Origin of the sequence: Paenibacillus sp. 22594, assembly GCF_052044425.1 — a bacterium.
Classification (GTDB): Bacteria; Bacillota; Bacilli; order Paenibacillales; family Paenibacillaceae; genus Paenibacillus_AQ.
Genome location: NZ_JBQENA010000001.1, coordinates 1,083,771 through 1,100,235 on the forward strand (window position 1 = coordinate 1,083,771; position 16,465 = coordinate 1,100,235).

The 16,465-nt window shown below is 46.6% G+C and carries 17 protein-coding genes; 9 read left to right on the top strand and 8 right to left on the bottom strand.

The features are described 5' to 3' along the window. Positions 1–106: 106 nt before the first annotated feature. Complete coding sequence (gene pyk, locus ACTJKB_RS05050) at positions 107–1,216, bottom strand: pyruvate kinase (protein WP_440832203.1); 1,110 nt, start codon at positions 1,214–1,216, stop codon at positions 107–109. Between the two features lie 132 nt (positions 1,217–1,348). Between pyk and ACTJKB_RS05055 the strand changes: the two genes are divergently transcribed. Beyond that, on the top strand, positions 1,349–2,236 hold the full coding sequence (locus ACTJKB_RS05055) for a fructose bisphosphate aldolase (protein ID WP_440832205.1): 888 nt from the start codon (positions 1,349–1,351) through the stop codon (positions 2,234–2,236). A gap of 84 nt (positions 2,237–2,320) precedes the next feature. Here ACTJKB_RS05055 and ACTJKB_RS05060 read toward each other — a convergent pair whose 3' ends face one another. Then, positions 2,321–2,980, bottom strand: coding sequence for a type 1 glutamine amidotransferase domain-containing protein (locus ACTJKB_RS05060; protein ID WP_074108909.1), 660 nt, complete (start codon positions 2,978–2,980; stop codon positions 2,321–2,323). Between the two features lie 130 nt (positions 2,981–3,110). Next, positions 3,111–3,980, bottom strand: a complete 870-nt coding sequence (locus tag ACTJKB_RS05065) for a LysR family transcriptional regulator (RefSeq protein WP_440832208.1) — start codon at positions 3,978–3,980, stop codon at positions 3,111–3,113. A gap of 203 nt (positions 3,981–4,183) precedes the next feature. Here ACTJKB_RS05065 and ACTJKB_RS05070 point away from each other — a divergent pair, with 203 nt between their 5' ends. After that, complete coding sequence (locus tag ACTJKB_RS05070) at positions 4,184–4,552, top strand: VOC family protein (RefSeq protein ID WP_440832210.1); 369 nt, start codon at positions 4,184–4,186, stop codon at positions 4,550–4,552. Between the two features lie 74 nt (positions 4,553–4,626). On the opposite strand, the gene ACTJKB_RS05075 is transcribed toward ACTJKB_RS05070, so the two are convergent. From ACTJKB_RS05075 to ACTJKB_RS05090, 4 genes are all read right to left on the bottom strand, one after another. Continuing rightward, a complete protein-coding gene (locus tag ACTJKB_RS05075; RefSeq protein WP_440832212.1) occupies positions 4,627–5,937 on the bottom strand; it encodes an APC family permease in 1,311 nt (436 codons plus the stop codon). A 270-nt stretch (positions 5,938–6,207) separates the two neighbouring features. After that, positions 6,208–6,864 (bottom strand): response regulator, encoded by a 657-nt coding sequence (locus ACTJKB_RS05080; RefSeq protein ID WP_440832214.1) that lies wholly within the window; start codon positions 6,862–6,864, stop codon positions 6,208–6,210. Next, positions 6,864–7,940 (bottom strand): sensor histidine kinase, encoded by a 1,077-nt coding sequence (locus tag ACTJKB_RS05085; RefSeq protein WP_440832216.1) that lies wholly within the window; start codon positions 7,938–7,940, stop codon positions 6,864–6,866. The genes ACTJKB_RS05080 and ACTJKB_RS05085 overlap by 1 nt, the downstream gene beginning before the upstream one ends. A gap of 115 nt (positions 7,941–8,055) precedes the next feature. Further along, on the bottom strand, positions 8,056–8,832 hold the full coding sequence (locus ACTJKB_RS05090) for a lysostaphin resistance A-like protein (protein WP_440832217.1): 777 nt from the start codon (positions 8,830–8,832) through the stop codon (positions 8,056–8,058). Positions 8,833–9,085: 253 nt separating this feature from the next. On the opposite strand from ACTJKB_RS05090, the gene ACTJKB_RS05095 reads away from it, so the two are divergent. The 7 genes from ACTJKB_RS05095 (at position 9,086) to ACTJKB_RS05125 (ending at position 15,430) form a co-directional block, all read left to right on the top strand. Beyond that, positions 9,086–10,276 carry a serine hydrolase domain-containing protein gene (locus ACTJKB_RS05095; protein WP_440832219.1) on the top strand — a complete coding sequence of 397 codons (1,191 nt, stop codon included), beginning with the start codon at positions 9,086–9,088 and terminating at the stop codon, positions 10,274–10,276. After that, positions 10,276–11,094 (top strand): ABC transporter permease, encoded by an 819-nt coding sequence (locus ACTJKB_RS05100; protein ID WP_440832220.1) that lies wholly within the window; start codon positions 10,276–10,278, stop codon positions 11,092–11,094. Before ACTJKB_RS05095 ends, ACTJKB_RS05100 begins: the two co-directional genes overlap by 1 nt. 28 nt (positions 11,095–11,122) lie before the next feature. After that, a complete protein-coding gene (locus ACTJKB_RS05105; RefSeq protein ID WP_440832221.1) occupies positions 11,123–11,905 on the top strand; it encodes an ABC transporter permease in 783 nt (260 codons plus the stop codon). Continuing rightward, positions 11,902–12,900 (top strand): ABC transporter ATP-binding protein, encoded by a 999-nt coding sequence (locus tag ACTJKB_RS05110; RefSeq protein WP_440832223.1) that lies wholly within the window; start codon positions 11,902–11,904, stop codon positions 12,898–12,900. The genes ACTJKB_RS05105 and ACTJKB_RS05110 overlap by 4 nt, the downstream gene beginning before the upstream one ends. Positions 12,901–12,903: 3 nt before the next feature. Then, entirely contained in the window at positions 12,904–13,392 is a 489-nt protein-coding gene (locus tag ACTJKB_RS05115; RefSeq protein WP_440832224.1) for a GNAT family N-acetyltransferase, read from the top strand. A 112-nt stretch (positions 13,393–13,504) separates the two neighbouring features. Continuing rightward, positions 13,505–14,065 carry a hypothetical protein gene (locus tag ACTJKB_RS05120; protein ID WP_440832225.1) on the top strand — a complete coding sequence of 187 codons (561 nt, stop codon included), beginning with the start codon at positions 13,505–13,507 and terminating at the stop codon, positions 14,063–14,065. 57 nt (positions 14,066–14,122) lie between these two features. Continuing rightward, complete coding sequence (locus ACTJKB_RS05125) at positions 14,123–15,430, top strand: TerD family protein (protein ID WP_440832226.1); 1,308 nt, start codon at positions 14,123–14,125, stop codon at positions 15,428–15,430. Positions 15,431–15,582: 152 nt separating this feature from the next. Here ACTJKB_RS05125 and ACTJKB_RS05130 read toward each other — a convergent pair whose 3' ends face one another. After that, positions 15,583–16,371 carry an SDR family oxidoreductase gene (locus tag ACTJKB_RS05130; protein WP_440832228.1) on the bottom strand — a complete coding sequence of 263 codons (789 nt, stop codon included), beginning with the start codon at positions 16,369–16,371 and terminating at the stop codon, positions 15,583–15,585. Positions 16,372–16,465: the final 94 nt, after the last annotated feature.

Here is a 16,465-nt window from a genome sequence, read left to right on the forward strand (position 1 = left end):
ACCCATACTGTCGTGCGATTCAGATGATAAGCATGAGCGGGATCGTGACATTGTTGTCACTTTGGAATACGAGTTGGGTTATTATGTATAAACTCGGGGCGTCCATTTAGTCCGTCCGGTTATTCACTGCAGTTTTCTTATAAAGATTATCAAACGGGGACTCTGTGGATAGCTCCCCCAGCTCATAACCGCTCTCCCCTTGCTCCCGCATGTTCTCTGCAAATTTGGCGACCGTATTCAGGACTCTTGTGCTCTGCACCGGATAATCGCCCACAGAGCTTTCTGCTGACAGCATCACAGCATCAGTCCCGTCGATTACCGCCTGAGAGACATCGGTTACCTCTGCACGTGTTGGAACCGGATGTTCGACCATGGATTGCAGCATTTGGGTAGCAGTGATTACATAGGTCTTTGATTGCTTGCACTCGCGAAGAATGGCTTTCTGAATGAAGGGTATTCGCTCAAAAGGCAGCTCTACGCCAAGATCTCCGCGCGCAATCATGATACCGTCGGATGCTTCCATAATGGATGAGAAATTCTGTATCGCTTGAACGGTTTCGATTTTGGAAACAAGGCCCGGCTGGCTATATTTCCCCAGTCCAGCAACATACGCCCGAATTTCCTCCAGATGCGATGCCTCCCGGATAAAAGAACAAGCGATCCAATCCACATGATGCTCCAGCAGGAACTCAAGATCCTGTTTGTCTTTTTCAGTAATGGCCGGCAAGCGGATTTTCGTTCCCGGAAGGTTGACGCCTTTATGGCTGCCGATCGTTCCACCAACGATAACCTTTGTAGTAATCCTTCCCGGATGCTTATCCGTCACCTCAAGCTTCACTTCACCGTCATTGATCAAGATGGAAGCACCTTGTACAATATCCTCCATCACGACAGGTTGATCGAGCGCTGCCCGCTCCTGCCCTCCCGGTTCGTCTGACTGATCAAGGATAAATGTGTGGCCCTCCTCTAATCGAACGGACTCCCCCTTCACGCTCTTCAGACGGATTTTCGGTCCCTGCAGGTCACCCATAATCCGCACGGACTGGCCCGATTCGGCGGCGGCGGCTCTCAATACTTCAATAACCCGTCCATGCTCTTCATGGCTCCCATGGGACAAATTCAGCCGTGCGATGGTCATACCGCTCAGGAGTAATTCCTTAAGAACAGCGGGGGAGGAACTAGCCGGGCCTATTGTGCAGATCAAATCGATACTCAAATGAATTCAACTCCCATATCATATTGGCATTCATACCTCATTCTCTAGTTTGCATTGTTCGTTTATTCTAACTAAACTATACATGATTGCACACCACTGCCATTCACTTTAAGAAGGAAAGGGGACACATTCATGAATACGAAACAATTGGACCGGATTCACACAGGAAAAGGTTTTATTGCAGCCTTGGATCAAAGCGGAGGAAGTACTCCAAAAGCTCTGCTGCAATATGGCATTCAGGAAGACCGCTATTCCAATGAAGAAGAGATGTTTGCATTGGTGCACGAGATGAGAACACGTATTATCAAGAGCCCGGCGTTTAATTCCGAGCACATTTTGGGAGCTATACTTTTTGAGAACACGATGGATCGTTTCATTGACGGACAAGCCACTGCCGATTATCTTTGGGATCAGAAAGGCATTGTGCCTTTTTTAAAAATCGACCAGGGCCTGGCCGAGCCTGAAAACGGGGTTCAGCTCATGAAACCCATTCCCGGTCTGGATGACCTTCTGAAGCGCGCTGTCCAGAAAAATATATTTGGAACCAAGATGCGCTCACTGATTAAGGAAGCGTACCCGGCCGGCATACAAAAAGTTGTAGAACAGCAGTTTGCCATCGCCCGCCAAATCGCCAGTGTTGGCCTGGTGCCGATTATCGAACCGGAAGTGGATATCCATAGTAAGGATAAACAACAAGCGGAGAAGCTTTTAAAACAAGAGATCTCTACCCAACTAGCCGCTCTGGATAAAGACGTGAAGGTTATGCTTAAACTTTCCATACCGACAGAGGACAATTTCTACAGTGATTTCATTGAAGATCCGCATGTGGTACGGGTCGTTGCTTTGTCAGGCGGCTACACCCAATCAGAGGCCAATGACAAGCTGGCCCGTAACCATGGACTGATTGCCAGCTTCTCCCGGGCATTATCACAAGGGCTCAGCGATCAGCAAACCGACGAAGAGTTTAGCACCATGCTCGCACGATCCACCCAAGCCATCTACGAAGCATCTATTACTTAAGGGAGAAATAGGACGACCCCTGGGCTTTTTACAGCTCAGGGGTCGTTTTTAAGCTTGACGCAGTTGTAAACCTAATGGTCTGAATTAGCCCAGCTTAGCGATAACTGCTTGGGTGACCGCTACTGTTGACTGCGGATTTTGACCCGTAATCAGGTTGCCATCCACCTCGTAATGAGAAGTCCAATTCGGCGCAGCCACATAGATAGCACCTAGGTCACGAAGCTTGCTTTCAAGCAGGAACGGCAGATGTTTATCGAGCGTCGTATCCGCCTCCTCACGATCTGTAAAAGCATTTACACGTTTACCGGCCACAAGCGGTTGACCAGAAGACAAAGTAGCTCCAACCAGCCCTGCTGGCCCGTGACATACGGCAGCTACAATCTTGTCTGCTTCATAGAAATCACGCAGTAATTTCTGAAGGGCCTGATTATCAGGCAGATCGTACATTGTTCCGTGACCACCCGGTAAGAAAATAGCATTAAAGCCCTCGGCGGATACTTCATCAAGCTTTGTTGTGTTCTCCAGATATTTTTCGGCATCCAAAATTTCCTTGGGTGTATTCTCATCCACACTACCAGGATCGACTGGTGCTTTACCTCCAAGCGGGCTTGCCACTAAAATCTCATACCCTTGGTTAGTAAATCCCATATAGGCTTCGGCAAATTCGGACAACCAAATACCAGTCGGTTTGCCTGCATGAATTTCCGTATGATTAGTTACGACGATCAACACTTTTTTTGCCATTATAATTGCCTCCAATACACTATTTTTCTGCCTCCTTCATTCTAATTCCGTTAATAGTATAAAACAAATTATGAAATAGTAGATTATACATAAATATATTTATAGATTGAATAAATACTAGCCGTTCTCTCTACTCACTTTCGCGTATGATTGTCATCATCTCATGAATCTGTGGCAGTTGTTTATCTTTTAGTTTATAGGCGAAAAACAACTCATTGTTCACTCTTAATTCCGGAAAAAGAACTTTTATTTTCTCTTCATCCAGATTTCTTAACAGATAGGTTGGAAGCACACTAAGACCCATTCCATTCTCGATAGCCTTTAGAATCATATGCAGATTAGGAATGATATGGATCGGCCTGATTACAGGGCGTTTCTTAAAGTGCTCTCTCCAAATCCTTCTGATTATAGGTAAATCAAGCCCATAGCTAATCCAGTTTTGCGATGAGAGCCAACTTTCACTATGCTCCAGACTAACTATATCCGGTATCTTGTAATGCATAGGGGCAACAATAACAAATTCTTCATCCATAAAAGACTGATACTCAATACCTGGGGTAGGAACTTTTTGCGAAGTTACAATGAGGTCTAATTTATCTTCCTTCAGCAGCTCCAACAGTTGATCGGCGGTTCCCAAATTTGAAATGACCGAGCTATTGGATTTATGCAGCTGAGGAAGTACTTTTTCAGTATAAAATTCATGCGCCGTGCCTAATTTAATAAAGGTGAGCGAAGGTAAGGAAGCCATTTTAAAATTCACCGTGGTCTCCTCGAGCGATTCGATAAGCGGAGCCAGCTGTGAATATAGCTGCTTCCCCCGTTCCGTTGGAACAATTTTCCGCGAAGTTCTATTGAATAACACTTCACCCACCTCAGCTTCCAAGGAGGCCAAGTGCTGGCTCATTGCCGGTTGCGTCATCATCCGCACTTTTGCTGCTTCGGACACAGAGTTGTACTTATAGATCATGCAAAAGCTCCTGTACCACTCAAAATCAATCATTTCTTATAGCTCCTTTGCTTCAAGCAATCTATATCATTGACGGATGGTATTTGACCCGGGTCTTGGATATAAAATAAACTCCAGCATTCTTACCGTCAACATACAATTTTACAAACGGGTCAAATAATCTTATGATTGAACCTATGTTCAAGAGATCGACATCCTTATACGTCTTGTTGAAATGAAGGGGGGAATATAAATCTATGAAATTGAGCCTGAATTGGATTACGCTGAGGGTACGCGATCTGGAGACTTCTCTCGACTTTTATCACAGGGTTCTAGGCCTACCGGTTGAACGCAGGTTTGAGAGCAGAGGAAGACAAATTGTCATGTTAGGTACAGGAGAGGGACAGCCTAAGATCGAACTGATTCAGGGAGATGAGACGATTCTGAAGCCCGAGTGCGGTGTCTCTGTTGGTTTCGAGGTGGTGTCGCTGGATGAGGCAATCGATCATTTGAAGAGCCAGGGTATCCCGTTAGCACGCGGACCGATCATGCCCAATCCTCACCTGAGGTTTTTGTATGTACTGGACCCGGATGGCTTCGAGGTACAGCTAGCGGAGCACATCTAGTGCAGTGGTTAAAAAGAAATAGACCGCCTTCTACCAATGAAGTGCGGTCTTTCCTACGATATAAAAGAAACTCCCTACGATCGGTTTTTGCGGGACAGCACATAGTAGACTGGGAGTCCGGCCAGTGTTATGCCAATTCCTATAATAGAGCGCAGCGGATCACTGATAATCGTGCTGCCTAGAATATATATTCCGCCTGCCACGCCTATGATAGGAGTAACCGGGTAGAACGGCGCACGGTACCGTCCTTTTTCCAGCGGCATTTTTTTACGCAAAATAAATACTCCAAACACACCCATGGTAAAGAAAATCCACAACACAAACACCAGCAAATCCGTCAGTGTATCAAAGGTCCCCGAGAAAATATAGATGACCGCGAGCACACTTTGAAAGAGTAGTGCATTGGCCGGGGTCTGAAATTTGGGATGGATGCTGCGGAGCACCCGTGAGAAAGGAATCTGGTTCTTCTCCCCCATCGCCTGAGGTACCCGTGCAGCAGTCATCAAATAACCATTCAGCGCACCGAGCACGGACACAATAATACCCGCAGTAATAAAAGCCCCACCGCCGCTGCCGAACAATGCCTCTGCCGCATCCGCCCCTGGAGTCTGGGAAGAAATGATCTGGTCGTAAGGCAGTATCTGAAATATGGCAATATTGAATAACACATAAACGGCAATCACAAAAACAACTCCAATGGAAATGACTTTTGGCAGCGTCTTGGCCGGGTCCTTAATCTCTCCTGCCATATTCGTCACACCGATCCAGCCGTCGTATGCCCAGAGTGTGCCCAGAACAGCTGCGCCAAAGCCGGCCCCCGCTGCCGAAGCCCCTATCCCTCCAAAGCCTGGAGCCAAATTCGAGAATAAACCCACCCCTACAATTCCCGCCACCGGAATCAGCTTGCCAACCGTTGCAACCGTCTGGATGATCCCGCCGAATTTGGTTGCAATGACGTTCATAATAAGAATAAACGCCAGAATCGAAACAGCCAGCAGCTTCTGCTGCCAGTGATTCAGCGGCAAAAAATAGCCGGAATATGTGGCAAAGGCAATCGCCAGGGCTGCCACCGAAGCCGGATAGGAGATTACAGCCTGCACCCAGCCCAGCAAATAACCGAATACCCCGCCGTATAGTTCTCCCAGATACGTATATAGTCCTCCAGACTTCGGAATGGCAGCGGCGATTTCAGCTACGCTTAGCGCCGAAGCCAGGGTAATGATTCCGCCAACCCCCCAGGCCAAGATACTCATCCATGGTGTACCGGCATTATTGAGCACAATACCCGGCTTCAGAAAAATCCCTGAACCGATAATCATCCCTATTACAAGGGCCAGTGCTTCAAAGAATGTTACAGTTTTTTTAAGCGGCTTCGTATTATTCATAGTAAAAATTCTATTCCTTCCTGTCACGAAATTATAACGGTTATGCCTCTCCCCAGTGATAAGCCTGTCCTATTATATCTCCTCCCCTTGTCTGATATTATCATGAAGCTATAGCTCTGAAAGCGAATAACTTCATTTCCAGACCTATATCGTGCATTATTCCCCGCTCCCGGCCAGCTATTCCGTTGGCGTCTTCCATTGGGGGAACAAATACGCAAACAAAAAAACAGCATCTCTGCCGTTTCTTGTGTATTATCACTGTATCTGCACTCATGGAGATAGATACTTTTTTAGTAACAAAACAGCCTTAGCCCGGTCATTGGTACCGATCTTTGCATAAATGTCACTTAAATAGTTCTTAACCGTTCCTTGAGTTAAAAATAATGTGTCAGCAATTTCTCTTGAATTATAACCTTGTACAAGCAACCTTACCAGGTCAAGCTCTCTTGGGGTCAGGTCTAGTTCAGCAACCTTTTTCTCAATCCCTTTGTTATTATTGCGTATATTAAGGGCTAGCTTGTGTGCCACTTTACCGGTGAGCAGCAAATTTCCCGAGAGTGCTTCATATATGGATTGGATAAGCTTCTCCCCGTCGATGTCTTTTAACAGATATCCAGAAGCGCCATGGCTTAATGCTTCTATAATATAGGCATCATCATCGAAGGTCGTCAAAATAATTATTATTACCCGGGGATAGAGTTCTTTTATAGTTTGGGTCGCCTTTACGCCTCCCATGCCTGGCATCCGGATATCCATCAGGATGACATCCGGAACCACCGAACGAAGCCGTTCAATGGCTTCTTCTCCGGATTGAGCGGACTCCACGATCTCCATCTCCGATCTTACAGATATCAATGTCTCAAGACCTTCGAGCATGATCTTCTGATCATCTACAAGCATGACACTTATTTTGCGATCCCTGTCCATTAACCATCCCCCTTTGCAACAGGTATGCGGACATCGAGTGCAAACCCATTCATTGGCTTGCTGTGCACATTCAGCTGACCTCCGATAGCCTCTATTCTATCCTGCATCGTTTTCAGACCAAAGCCATAATTGACCAAATCACAGCCCTTTCCATTATCCTTTACTTTTATTTGAATTGTATTTTGCTGCTCCAGGATTGATATTTCAATTCTGGTGGCTTGGCCATGTCTTAGCGCATTGGTGATCGATTCCTTGATGAAGTTGATCACGACATACTCCTGAAGGGAAATGAGACGGATTGCCACCCTATAATGGAAAATAAAATAAACTCCTGTCTGCTTGGCTGTATCGGCTATGATCTGCTCTATTCCATCTTTTAGTCCCAAGCCGCCTGCAGTTCCGTCTGCTGTTTTTAAGGTTCTGACGACCTGACGGATATTGCCGAGCCCGTGTTTCATCTGTTCGCGGGCAACAGTTATCTTACGGCGGGCTTCCTCCGGCTGCCGGTCAAAGAGCAGTTGGGCGCCTTCAAGGGCAACGATCGCAGTTGTTAATGTATGTCCCACCGTATCATGGACCTCTTCCGCAATACGGGTTCTTTCTTTTAAAGCTGCCATTTCCTCCCTCGTCCTCGCTTCCTGCAGCAAAGCCTCGTTCAACCGAAGGCTCATTTCCCTTTGATTAAGCAGGAGCTTAGTGCTCCAGATTGGAATAACCAGACACGAATAACTTAGAATATCAATTACCTGCTGCCACAGCTCCGCTCCGTTCGCCGGCCACAATACCAGATATGCCACAAATCCTCCATAAGCAAATGGAAAAGCGTACCATGATTTGTAGTGAAGCAGGAGATCCGCAACGAATAGAACGAAGACGATTCTCTCTATTTCTGTGCCGCTGCGCAAGAACAACAGAAAGAGCAGAACAATTTCAACAAACGGGGATATAGCTGCTATATGACGATACTTGGGATGATTCAACACGCTTTTCAAATGTCTTACAAAATAGAGCCCGATCAGAACCGCAACAGCCGTTATACCCTTAAATGGAGTGATCACTACATAAAGTAACAGCAATAACACATATGCGCATGCCAGCCCGTAAAAAAAAATTCTCGACACTTTTGTATTGCTTAGGGTGTGAACGACTGAAATATTCATGAACTCCCCCATCCTTAAGACATGTCTTACCTCACTGCAATCCTAGAATAATTGCAGTAACCCCTAAAAGCAATGGAATGGCCTCTACCCCATGAATGATGACGGACGGCCAAAAACTGCGATATCTAACGTTTAAGAACCCATAAAAGAGCGATCCGATGATAAACAAAGGGATCTCTGATATTTTGTGAAGGTGGTAGGCAGCAAATAATACACCGTTCATAGCCCAATCCCATTTTCCGAATGCACCCTTCATCTTGGGCAACAGTATACCACGGAAAAACAGCTCTTCCCCAAGCAAATAATTAAACAGACAGCTGACAAGAGCAATACCGAGCAGATACCAGGCACCTTCAAATTCAGGAACTGCCAGATTCTGGATTACCGCGTAATTCTCAGGAGCCAACGCCGGGAGATACCGGTTGATTGTGTCTCCCATAAACGAGAACAACCCTGAACCTTCAAAGAAAAAAGCATAAAGAATAACAGGAATCGTGAAGGAGTATGCAAGCTTATAGATTTTGAAGGTTTTCGGATGCACAGGATGATTTAGCCATAATCGCTGCTTCAGCTTCTCCCAAGTCAATGGACCCAATTCTCTTCTCAAGATTATGACAGATAGGACAAATTGCCAGATCATACCCACAATCATGAATAGCCAATAGAGTATACCCGGATGGATGCTGACCCTCGGCACCAAAACCGGCATCAAGATAAAGCGGAAGACTAGCATCGGCAAAGCAACCAAAGCCCACAAGCCTACTATTTTTCTGACACTGTATTGCTGTACTTCCTTTTCGTTATGCACACTTTCCACTCCTTATAGGACTGATTTATTTTCTGAAATAAATATATAAAAATAGACCGTCATATGATAATTGACGATCGTCATAAACCCATCCGCTTCGGGGCTTATCTACTTGGGCAAGTTTGGTTATAAAACAAACTCTCTGTTGTAACATCCATACCTTGGAAATATACTTAACGTAGTCATTTTGAGAGCGCTTAGATAGAGCGGTCATCTTAGCATGCGTAAAAATAGATAAGGAGGCACATATCATATGCTGTATACACCAGGAGTTACCGACTGCTCACCGGCAGAGGCAGGTTACGACACTTCAAGAATTAAGATTTTGAATGCCCATTTCCAGACCCTGATCGATCAAAAAAAGATCCAGGCTGCATCTTACTGCGTCTCCAGGTATGGAAAGACATTTATGCACGGGGCTATGGGACCGCTTTCTTTCCGGGAAGATAGGGCAGACCCGCTTTTACCAACAACTGTTCATAATATCGCGTCCATTACCAAAGCCGTTGCCTCAGTAGCTATCGCTAAGCTTGTGGAGGACGGAATTCTCCGGTTTGACATCCCGGTTGGCGCCATACTTGAACCGTTTAATGTGGCCCCGTTTGATAAAATCGATATCTATAGCCTTCTGACCCATACCTCTGGTTTGTTTCCAGACTGTGCGGGGAGCATTCCCTATCATAAATCTTATTGGGAGTTCATCGGTGAGTATTTTGAAAAATATAACTCTGAAGATGGCGATCTGGACTGGATTACCGCTGCTCTGAGTTGCGGGGTCAATAAAAAAGTAGGCGAGGAATGGCAATACTGCTCCTTCGGTTTCTGCATACTTGGAGAAATCATCAAGAAAGTGACCGGTATTACCGCTGAGCAATACATAGAAAAGCATATATTGGAGCCTCTTGGCATGAATGACACGGTTTGGGAACTGACTCCCGATTTGGCCAAACGTGCGATTATTAGAAATGAGCGATATGAAAAACGGCTAAGCGATCTAATCAACGGCAATCAGCCTGAATTCTCACAGGAGGAAAAGCTGTGGGATACGGTTTCCAAAACCGGTGGAGGCCTGGCCTCTACACCCGCCGACCTCATCCGGTTCGCCAATATGCTCCTGGGCATGGGAACGCTGGGCGATACCCGTATTATCGGCCGCAAAGCAGTCGAAAAAATCACAACCCGCACCCTGTACGGGGTTCCCGATTACTGCTGGGGTAATGATGTCAAAGACCGGAGCTACGGTATTGGTCTCGATATGAGAAGAGGCCCTGCCTTCCTCTACTCGGAGACCAGCTATTTCCATGAAGGTGCGGGGGCCTGCTGCATGGCCATTGACCCCACAGAACAGCTCGCTGCCGTATGGTTTGTGCCTTTTGTCGGTGATAATTGGTACGCGGAAGGATTGTTTAATGTAACCAATATCATTTGGTCAGGACTGATCTAATGAACAGCTTGAAGCACAATTGGCTTATTTGCCGGATGGTAGCGGGCGTAACCTACAAAGAGTGGAGTGCTTACCGCACTCATTCTATGGTGTCCGTTATCGTCGGCCCTGTATATTTTATGGTGCAATATTTCATCTGGACGGCGGTATATGGAGATCATTCTTCACTCGGCGGCATGACTCTCCCCCAGATGATCCGCTACTTTGGCGCTACTGCGCTTATCGGTTACCTCATCATGGATTTTGCCGATTGGAACTTATCCATGCTTGTCCGCACCGGTAAATTTCTCACCTTTCATTTGCGCCCGATTCATCACCGTTCGTTCGCATTATTTCAGAAAATCGGCCATCGGTCTTTAGGCTTCCTGTTTGAAATTTTACCGTGTCTTCTGATCTTTATTTTTATCTTTGGAGTAGATATGCGTCCCGCAAGCCTTCCCTGGACTTTTCTGTCGGTGCTGCTTGCCTTTCTAATGAATTTTTATGTGAACTACATGATTGGCCTGACTTCATTTTGGCTTGTCCAGTCGGGCGGAATTCGAAGCGCGTTTATGCTGGTGTCGGGTATTTTTTCGGGCGCACTTATTCCGCTTGATTTTTTTCCGCACTCGTTGCAGGTGATCCAGTTCTTTCTGCCATTTCAGTACATGGCTTACCTGCCGGCAATGGTATTCACCGGCCATTATTCTCTTGGAGGCCTTGAGCTGTCCATACAGCAAGCTGTAGGTATGCAGGCCATAGCAGTGCTTATTACGTTCGGATTGAACGAGCTCGTTCGCCGCCAGGCTATGAAGCAGTTTACCGCTGTCGGTGCGTGAATGACCCCATGAAAGGACAGTTCTTACCATGAAACGGTATCTGGATGTTTACAAGCAGTGTATGTATTCTGCTGTGCAATCAGCTGCGGCCTATCGCATGAATTTCATCGTCAGCAGTCTGATCACACTAGTCGGCAACATTTTGTTCCCACTGGTGACCCTGCTTATTTACCGGGCGGGAACCAGCTTTCCCGGCTGGAGCTTGTATGAGGTGTTGCTAATCCAATCTGTATTCACCATGTCCAGCGGGCTTTCAAGTGTTATTTTCGGCGGCGTTCTATGGACTACCATGTCGCATGTCCGTGAGGGAAGCTTCGAGGTTATACTTCTTAAGCCGCTAAATCCGCTGTTTTATATTGTTGCCACTACATTTTCTACCGACAGTATCGGCTTATTACTGGGCGGGATCTCTCTATTTATTTTCTCTGCTGCGCATGTTGGCGCTATTTCGGCCTTGTACTGGCTGCAGTTCACCGGATTATTTATCGCAGGAACAGCTGTCCTGGCAGGATTATCCCTAATGATGGCTGCTATGTCCTTCAAATGGGTAGGCAATTCGAGAATCTCCGAGCTTGCCGACAGTGTGCTGCACATTGGAAAATATCCGCTGCCCATTTTCCCGAAGGCTGTGCAGGCTGTAGCCTCGATGATCATTCCGGTGGGGATGGTAGGCTTCTTCCCTGCGTCTGCGCTTCTTGGACGGGCGCAAGCCAGCGATTTCGCGGCTATTTTGCCGTGCTTTTTATTTCTGGCGGCGGGAGTATGGATTTATCGGCATATGATCAGATTGTACGAGGGGGTAGGCGGATGATGCCGGTTATTGATGTGAAGCATTTAACCAAAACTTATAAAACCTACAAGCGTGGCGCAGGTATGGGACAGACCTTCAAGAGCTTCTTCCAGCGCGAAGAAGTCATGGTCCACGCGGTCAACGATATCAGCTTTGCTATTGAGCAGGGAGAAATTTGCGGCATTCTGGGTCCCAACGGGGCAGGGAAATCAACGGCAATCAAAATGCTCTGCGGAGCACTGTATCCTACAAGCGGGGAAATTCAAGTGCTGGGGTATTCGCCTGCCCGGGACAGAAAGCGCTATGTCGGCAAAATCGGAGCCGTATTCGGTCAGAAATCCCAGCTCATCTGGGATATTCCGCCTATCGACAGCTTTAACATGAACAAAGCCATCTACGGGATCGCCAATCCGGATTTTAAAAGCCGACTGGAAGAGCTGACGGAGCTGCTGGATATTGCCCATGTAATCGAAAAGCCCACTCGAGTGCTGTCTCTTGGCGAACGCATGAAATGCGAATTCGTCATGGCTATGCTGCACCAGCCGGATATTTTGTTCCTCGATGAGCCCACCATCGGGCTTGATGTGATCGCCAAGGTCAAAATCCGCGAATTCGTTCACCAGATGAACAAGAAGCAGAATATGACATGTATTCTGACCACCCATGATCTTGAGGATGTGGAGGAGCTTGCACACCGGGTCATTGTCATTAACCACGGGGAAAAGGTATTTGATGATTCGCTTCAGCAGCTGAAGCTTTTTCTGGGAGAGAAGAAACGAGTCAGTTTTACTTTTGCAGAGTCCGTACAGGGTACCGACTTCGACAATGCCTATACCAAGGTAATCGATAGGCCTTCCGGCTTTCAGATTACGCTTGAAGTGGATACGGCCTATATTTCGATCAGCGATTTTCTAGAAGATATCTCCCGGAAGCACCGGTTCTCCGACATTTCGGTCAAGGAACTGCCGATCCAGCAGGTAGTTATGAATATTTATGAGAACGCAGTGAGTTATTAGCCCATGAGTGTGATATTTAAAAAAGTGAGCGACTTTAGCCGGGGAATACTCTTTGAATTATTGACAGATGCGTACTCATTTGATCGCAGATATGAACAAAGCTGTACTTCTGATTGGCAGGATTTTGATAACTTTTTCTTTGACCATTTAGAAATTGCTGATAAATATGGGCTTATCACTACACTAAATGATGAAGCTATCGGATTTGTTTCATGGGACCCGAGAAATATGCCTGAGTATGCGGAAATTGGTCATAATTGCATTGCGTCAAAACACAAAGGCAAGGGTTATGGTAACATACAGCTTCAAGAAGCGGTCAATAGAATTCTCCAACATGATGTGAGAAAAATTATTTTATTCACGAATGATGACCTAATCCCTGCTCAACGAATGTATGAGCGTGTCGGATTCGTAATAGATCAAAAAATAGAAACTCAGAATGCTGCAAATATTGTGGGTGAACGCATAGATTATGTATATTTTGTAGAGTAAGTTTATGTGTACTAGCGCCTCCTGGCATAGGGAAAAATCCTCTCTCCCAAGATTCCCCATATTCTGCTATGCTAATATAATCACATAGAAGAAGCAGGAGGCGGAAATTTGAATGGATGCATTTCAATATGAGCTTACTTCGGAGACTAATATCAATCTGAAATATGAGTATGGAGGCGAGTACTTCACGTTCAGCCTCTACCGGGATGACAGAGGATGGGTTCTTCACCCTTTTGACGGCATCCTGCTAAGGAATCAGGCGATGTGTGCTCTTGTCGCACAAGAGTTGTTCAAACATAAGCCTTTTCAGGTCATGCTGGCGAAAGAAGGTATTCTCTTCACCGATATACGTTCCACGGTTAACCTTGATAATGTGAACACTCCGATTGCCGCACGTAATGAGCGGGAGTATCGCGATAACCCGGCTGATGACCTGATGGAATTTGTTCAGCAGCACTCGGTTGAAGAGGTCATTGATTACGAATGTAGTCTTGTCGAAAACCGTATCTCCTTTTATAGAGAAATTCTGCAGCGTATGTTCATGGACAATCTGGGTCCCTCGGATCCGGAGTTCCAAAAGGTGCAGGATATTGTACGCATTTACGAACATTCCTTGGATATGTTATCCAGTCTGAACGGTCCGAATCTCGACACCGGAAGACGCGGCAGATAGTAACCTTCCTGCAGGTATTGGTCCAGGTGCTACTAATCTTTTGAAAGGCTGGTTCTAATGACATTTGAACTTATAAAGGGACAAAAATGCAACTTAACAAAAGACGATCCACTCCTTACCCGTATTATAGTAGGGATGGGCTGGCATAATACAAGATCTGAGGTTGAGGTTGATTTTTCTGTGTTTTTGCTTACGCCATCCCAGACTGTCTCTAAAGATGACGACCTTATTTATTATGGTAATCCTTCTACTCCGAACCAATCCATAGCTATATTGCCATCCGATAAAAGAGTCTACACAGGGTTAAACGACAACACACAAATCGCTGTCGAGCTCAGTCAAATCCCTACAGACTACGAACGGATTGCATTTGCACTAACGATTTATGAAGGTGAGAAACGGTTACAAAACTTCTCGCTATTGGACGATGTGTATTTACGGATCGTCAACGCTGCTGATGGAACAGAACTTTTGCGCTACAGGCTTGGTAAAGCTTTTTCGGTAGAGACCGCCATTGTCGCCGGAGAAATCTATAGATATCATAATGAATGGAAATTCAGCGCTGTGGGTTCCGGATATGCAGGAGGCTTAGCTGCTTTGTGCGAAAGTTATGGGATACAGGTCAATAACATCCTGCCGTCAGTTCAGCCCGCCAGCCCAGTCATTCAATCGCAGCAGTCCCCCCTCTCTCTCCCAGAGCTGCGGTCACGGCCTAAGGCGGCGGGCCATTTGCCCCCCTCTTCACCAGCGTCACCTTCAGCTGCACCTTTAAATCTCAATACCATCCTGCTTAAGAAACGCGGGGAGGTGATCAATCTCCAGAAAGGGACTGAATCCCTGGGCGAGATACTGATCAATCTCAACTGGTATCAAAAAAAAACATCGGGCTGGTTCGGAAGTAAAGGCGTCGACCTTGACCTTGGTTGTCTGTTTGAATTAAAAAATGGGATTAAGGGCTCTGTCCAAGCACTCGGTGAATCCTTCGGAAGCTTAAACAGACCGCCTTACATCTCCCTAGACGGGGATGACCGCACCGGAACCATAGCCACGGGCGAGAATCTGCGGATTAATGGCCATTATCTTTCCGAAATCAGCAGAATTGTGATCTTTGCTTTTATCTATGAGGGAATCACGAACTGGTCTGAGGCTGACGCCATTGTAACCATCAAGCAGCAAGGCGGACCAGAAATCGAGGTCCAGCTGGATGAGCATAACAACCATAAGGGGATGTGTGCCATCGCCATGATTCGTAATCAGAAGGATGAGACCTTCAGCGTGGAGAGACTCGTAGAATATTTCGCCGGGCACCAGGAATTGGATCAGTATTATAACTGGAATCTTCGATGGGAAGCCGGCAGCAAATAGTGATCTCTCCAGATAAATGAGTCCAGAAATGCAACCATTTTGCCGGTTGAAGAACTAATTCATCATAATTCGGAAGTTTGGTTTCCCTAGGAAAAACAAAAGATCCGTTGCCAACTCTTGGACGGACCTTTTGTTACTATTTGGACGTCGTTTTATTTGAACCGCTGGGCTTGCCTTGAGGGCATGATGGTTAGTTCCGGAATGCTGACATGCTCAGGCTGCTCCAATGCATAGAGTGCCGCCTCTGAAACATCATCGGGATGTAACGGCAGTACTTTCGAAGCAAACGCGCGTATTTCATCCTCGGAATACCCGGCCACCTGAGAAAATTCTGTTGCCACCGCCCCGGGCTGAATCGTCGTAACGCGAATCCCCTGATCGATTGTCTCCAAACGTAATGCAGACGCTATGGCGTTAACGCCGTATTTGGTAGCGCTGTATGGACCTCCTCCGGCAATCACTTCCTTGCCGGCAATGGAGGAGATGATGATGACATCTCCCTTGCCCTGACCCAGCATTGGCGGAAGCCCGTAGTGCAGCGTCAACATTAGACCGTGTACATTCGTCCTGTACAGCTCCTCCCATCTTTCCAGATCCACTTCTACCAAAGGACTTCGATACCCGAATCCGGCATTGGCAACTATAATATCAAGACGGCCCCAGCGGTTAATCGTTTCATTGACCACATGCTGTACTTCTTCAGCCTTTTGAATATCAGCAGGTACCGCCATAACCTCGTACAATCCCTCTTTATGCAATTCCTGAACCAGCTCATCCAATCGATCCCGTCGACGTGCCACTACAGTCACATGGGCTCCGCGCTTTACCAGTTTCCTGGCGATCGATGCCCCGATTCCGCTGCTAGCGCCTGTCACCAAGGCCACTTTGCCGGACAGACTCTCCTTTTCATTCCAAGATAGCTCCAAATCATCCAGATTCATTTCGCACCCTCCCAGATTCCAACCTTATTTTGTTAAAAGCACACGATGAACGCCCTTGTTGCCTCTGGGTGCCGTTCCTGCTTGCGCCTCCAAT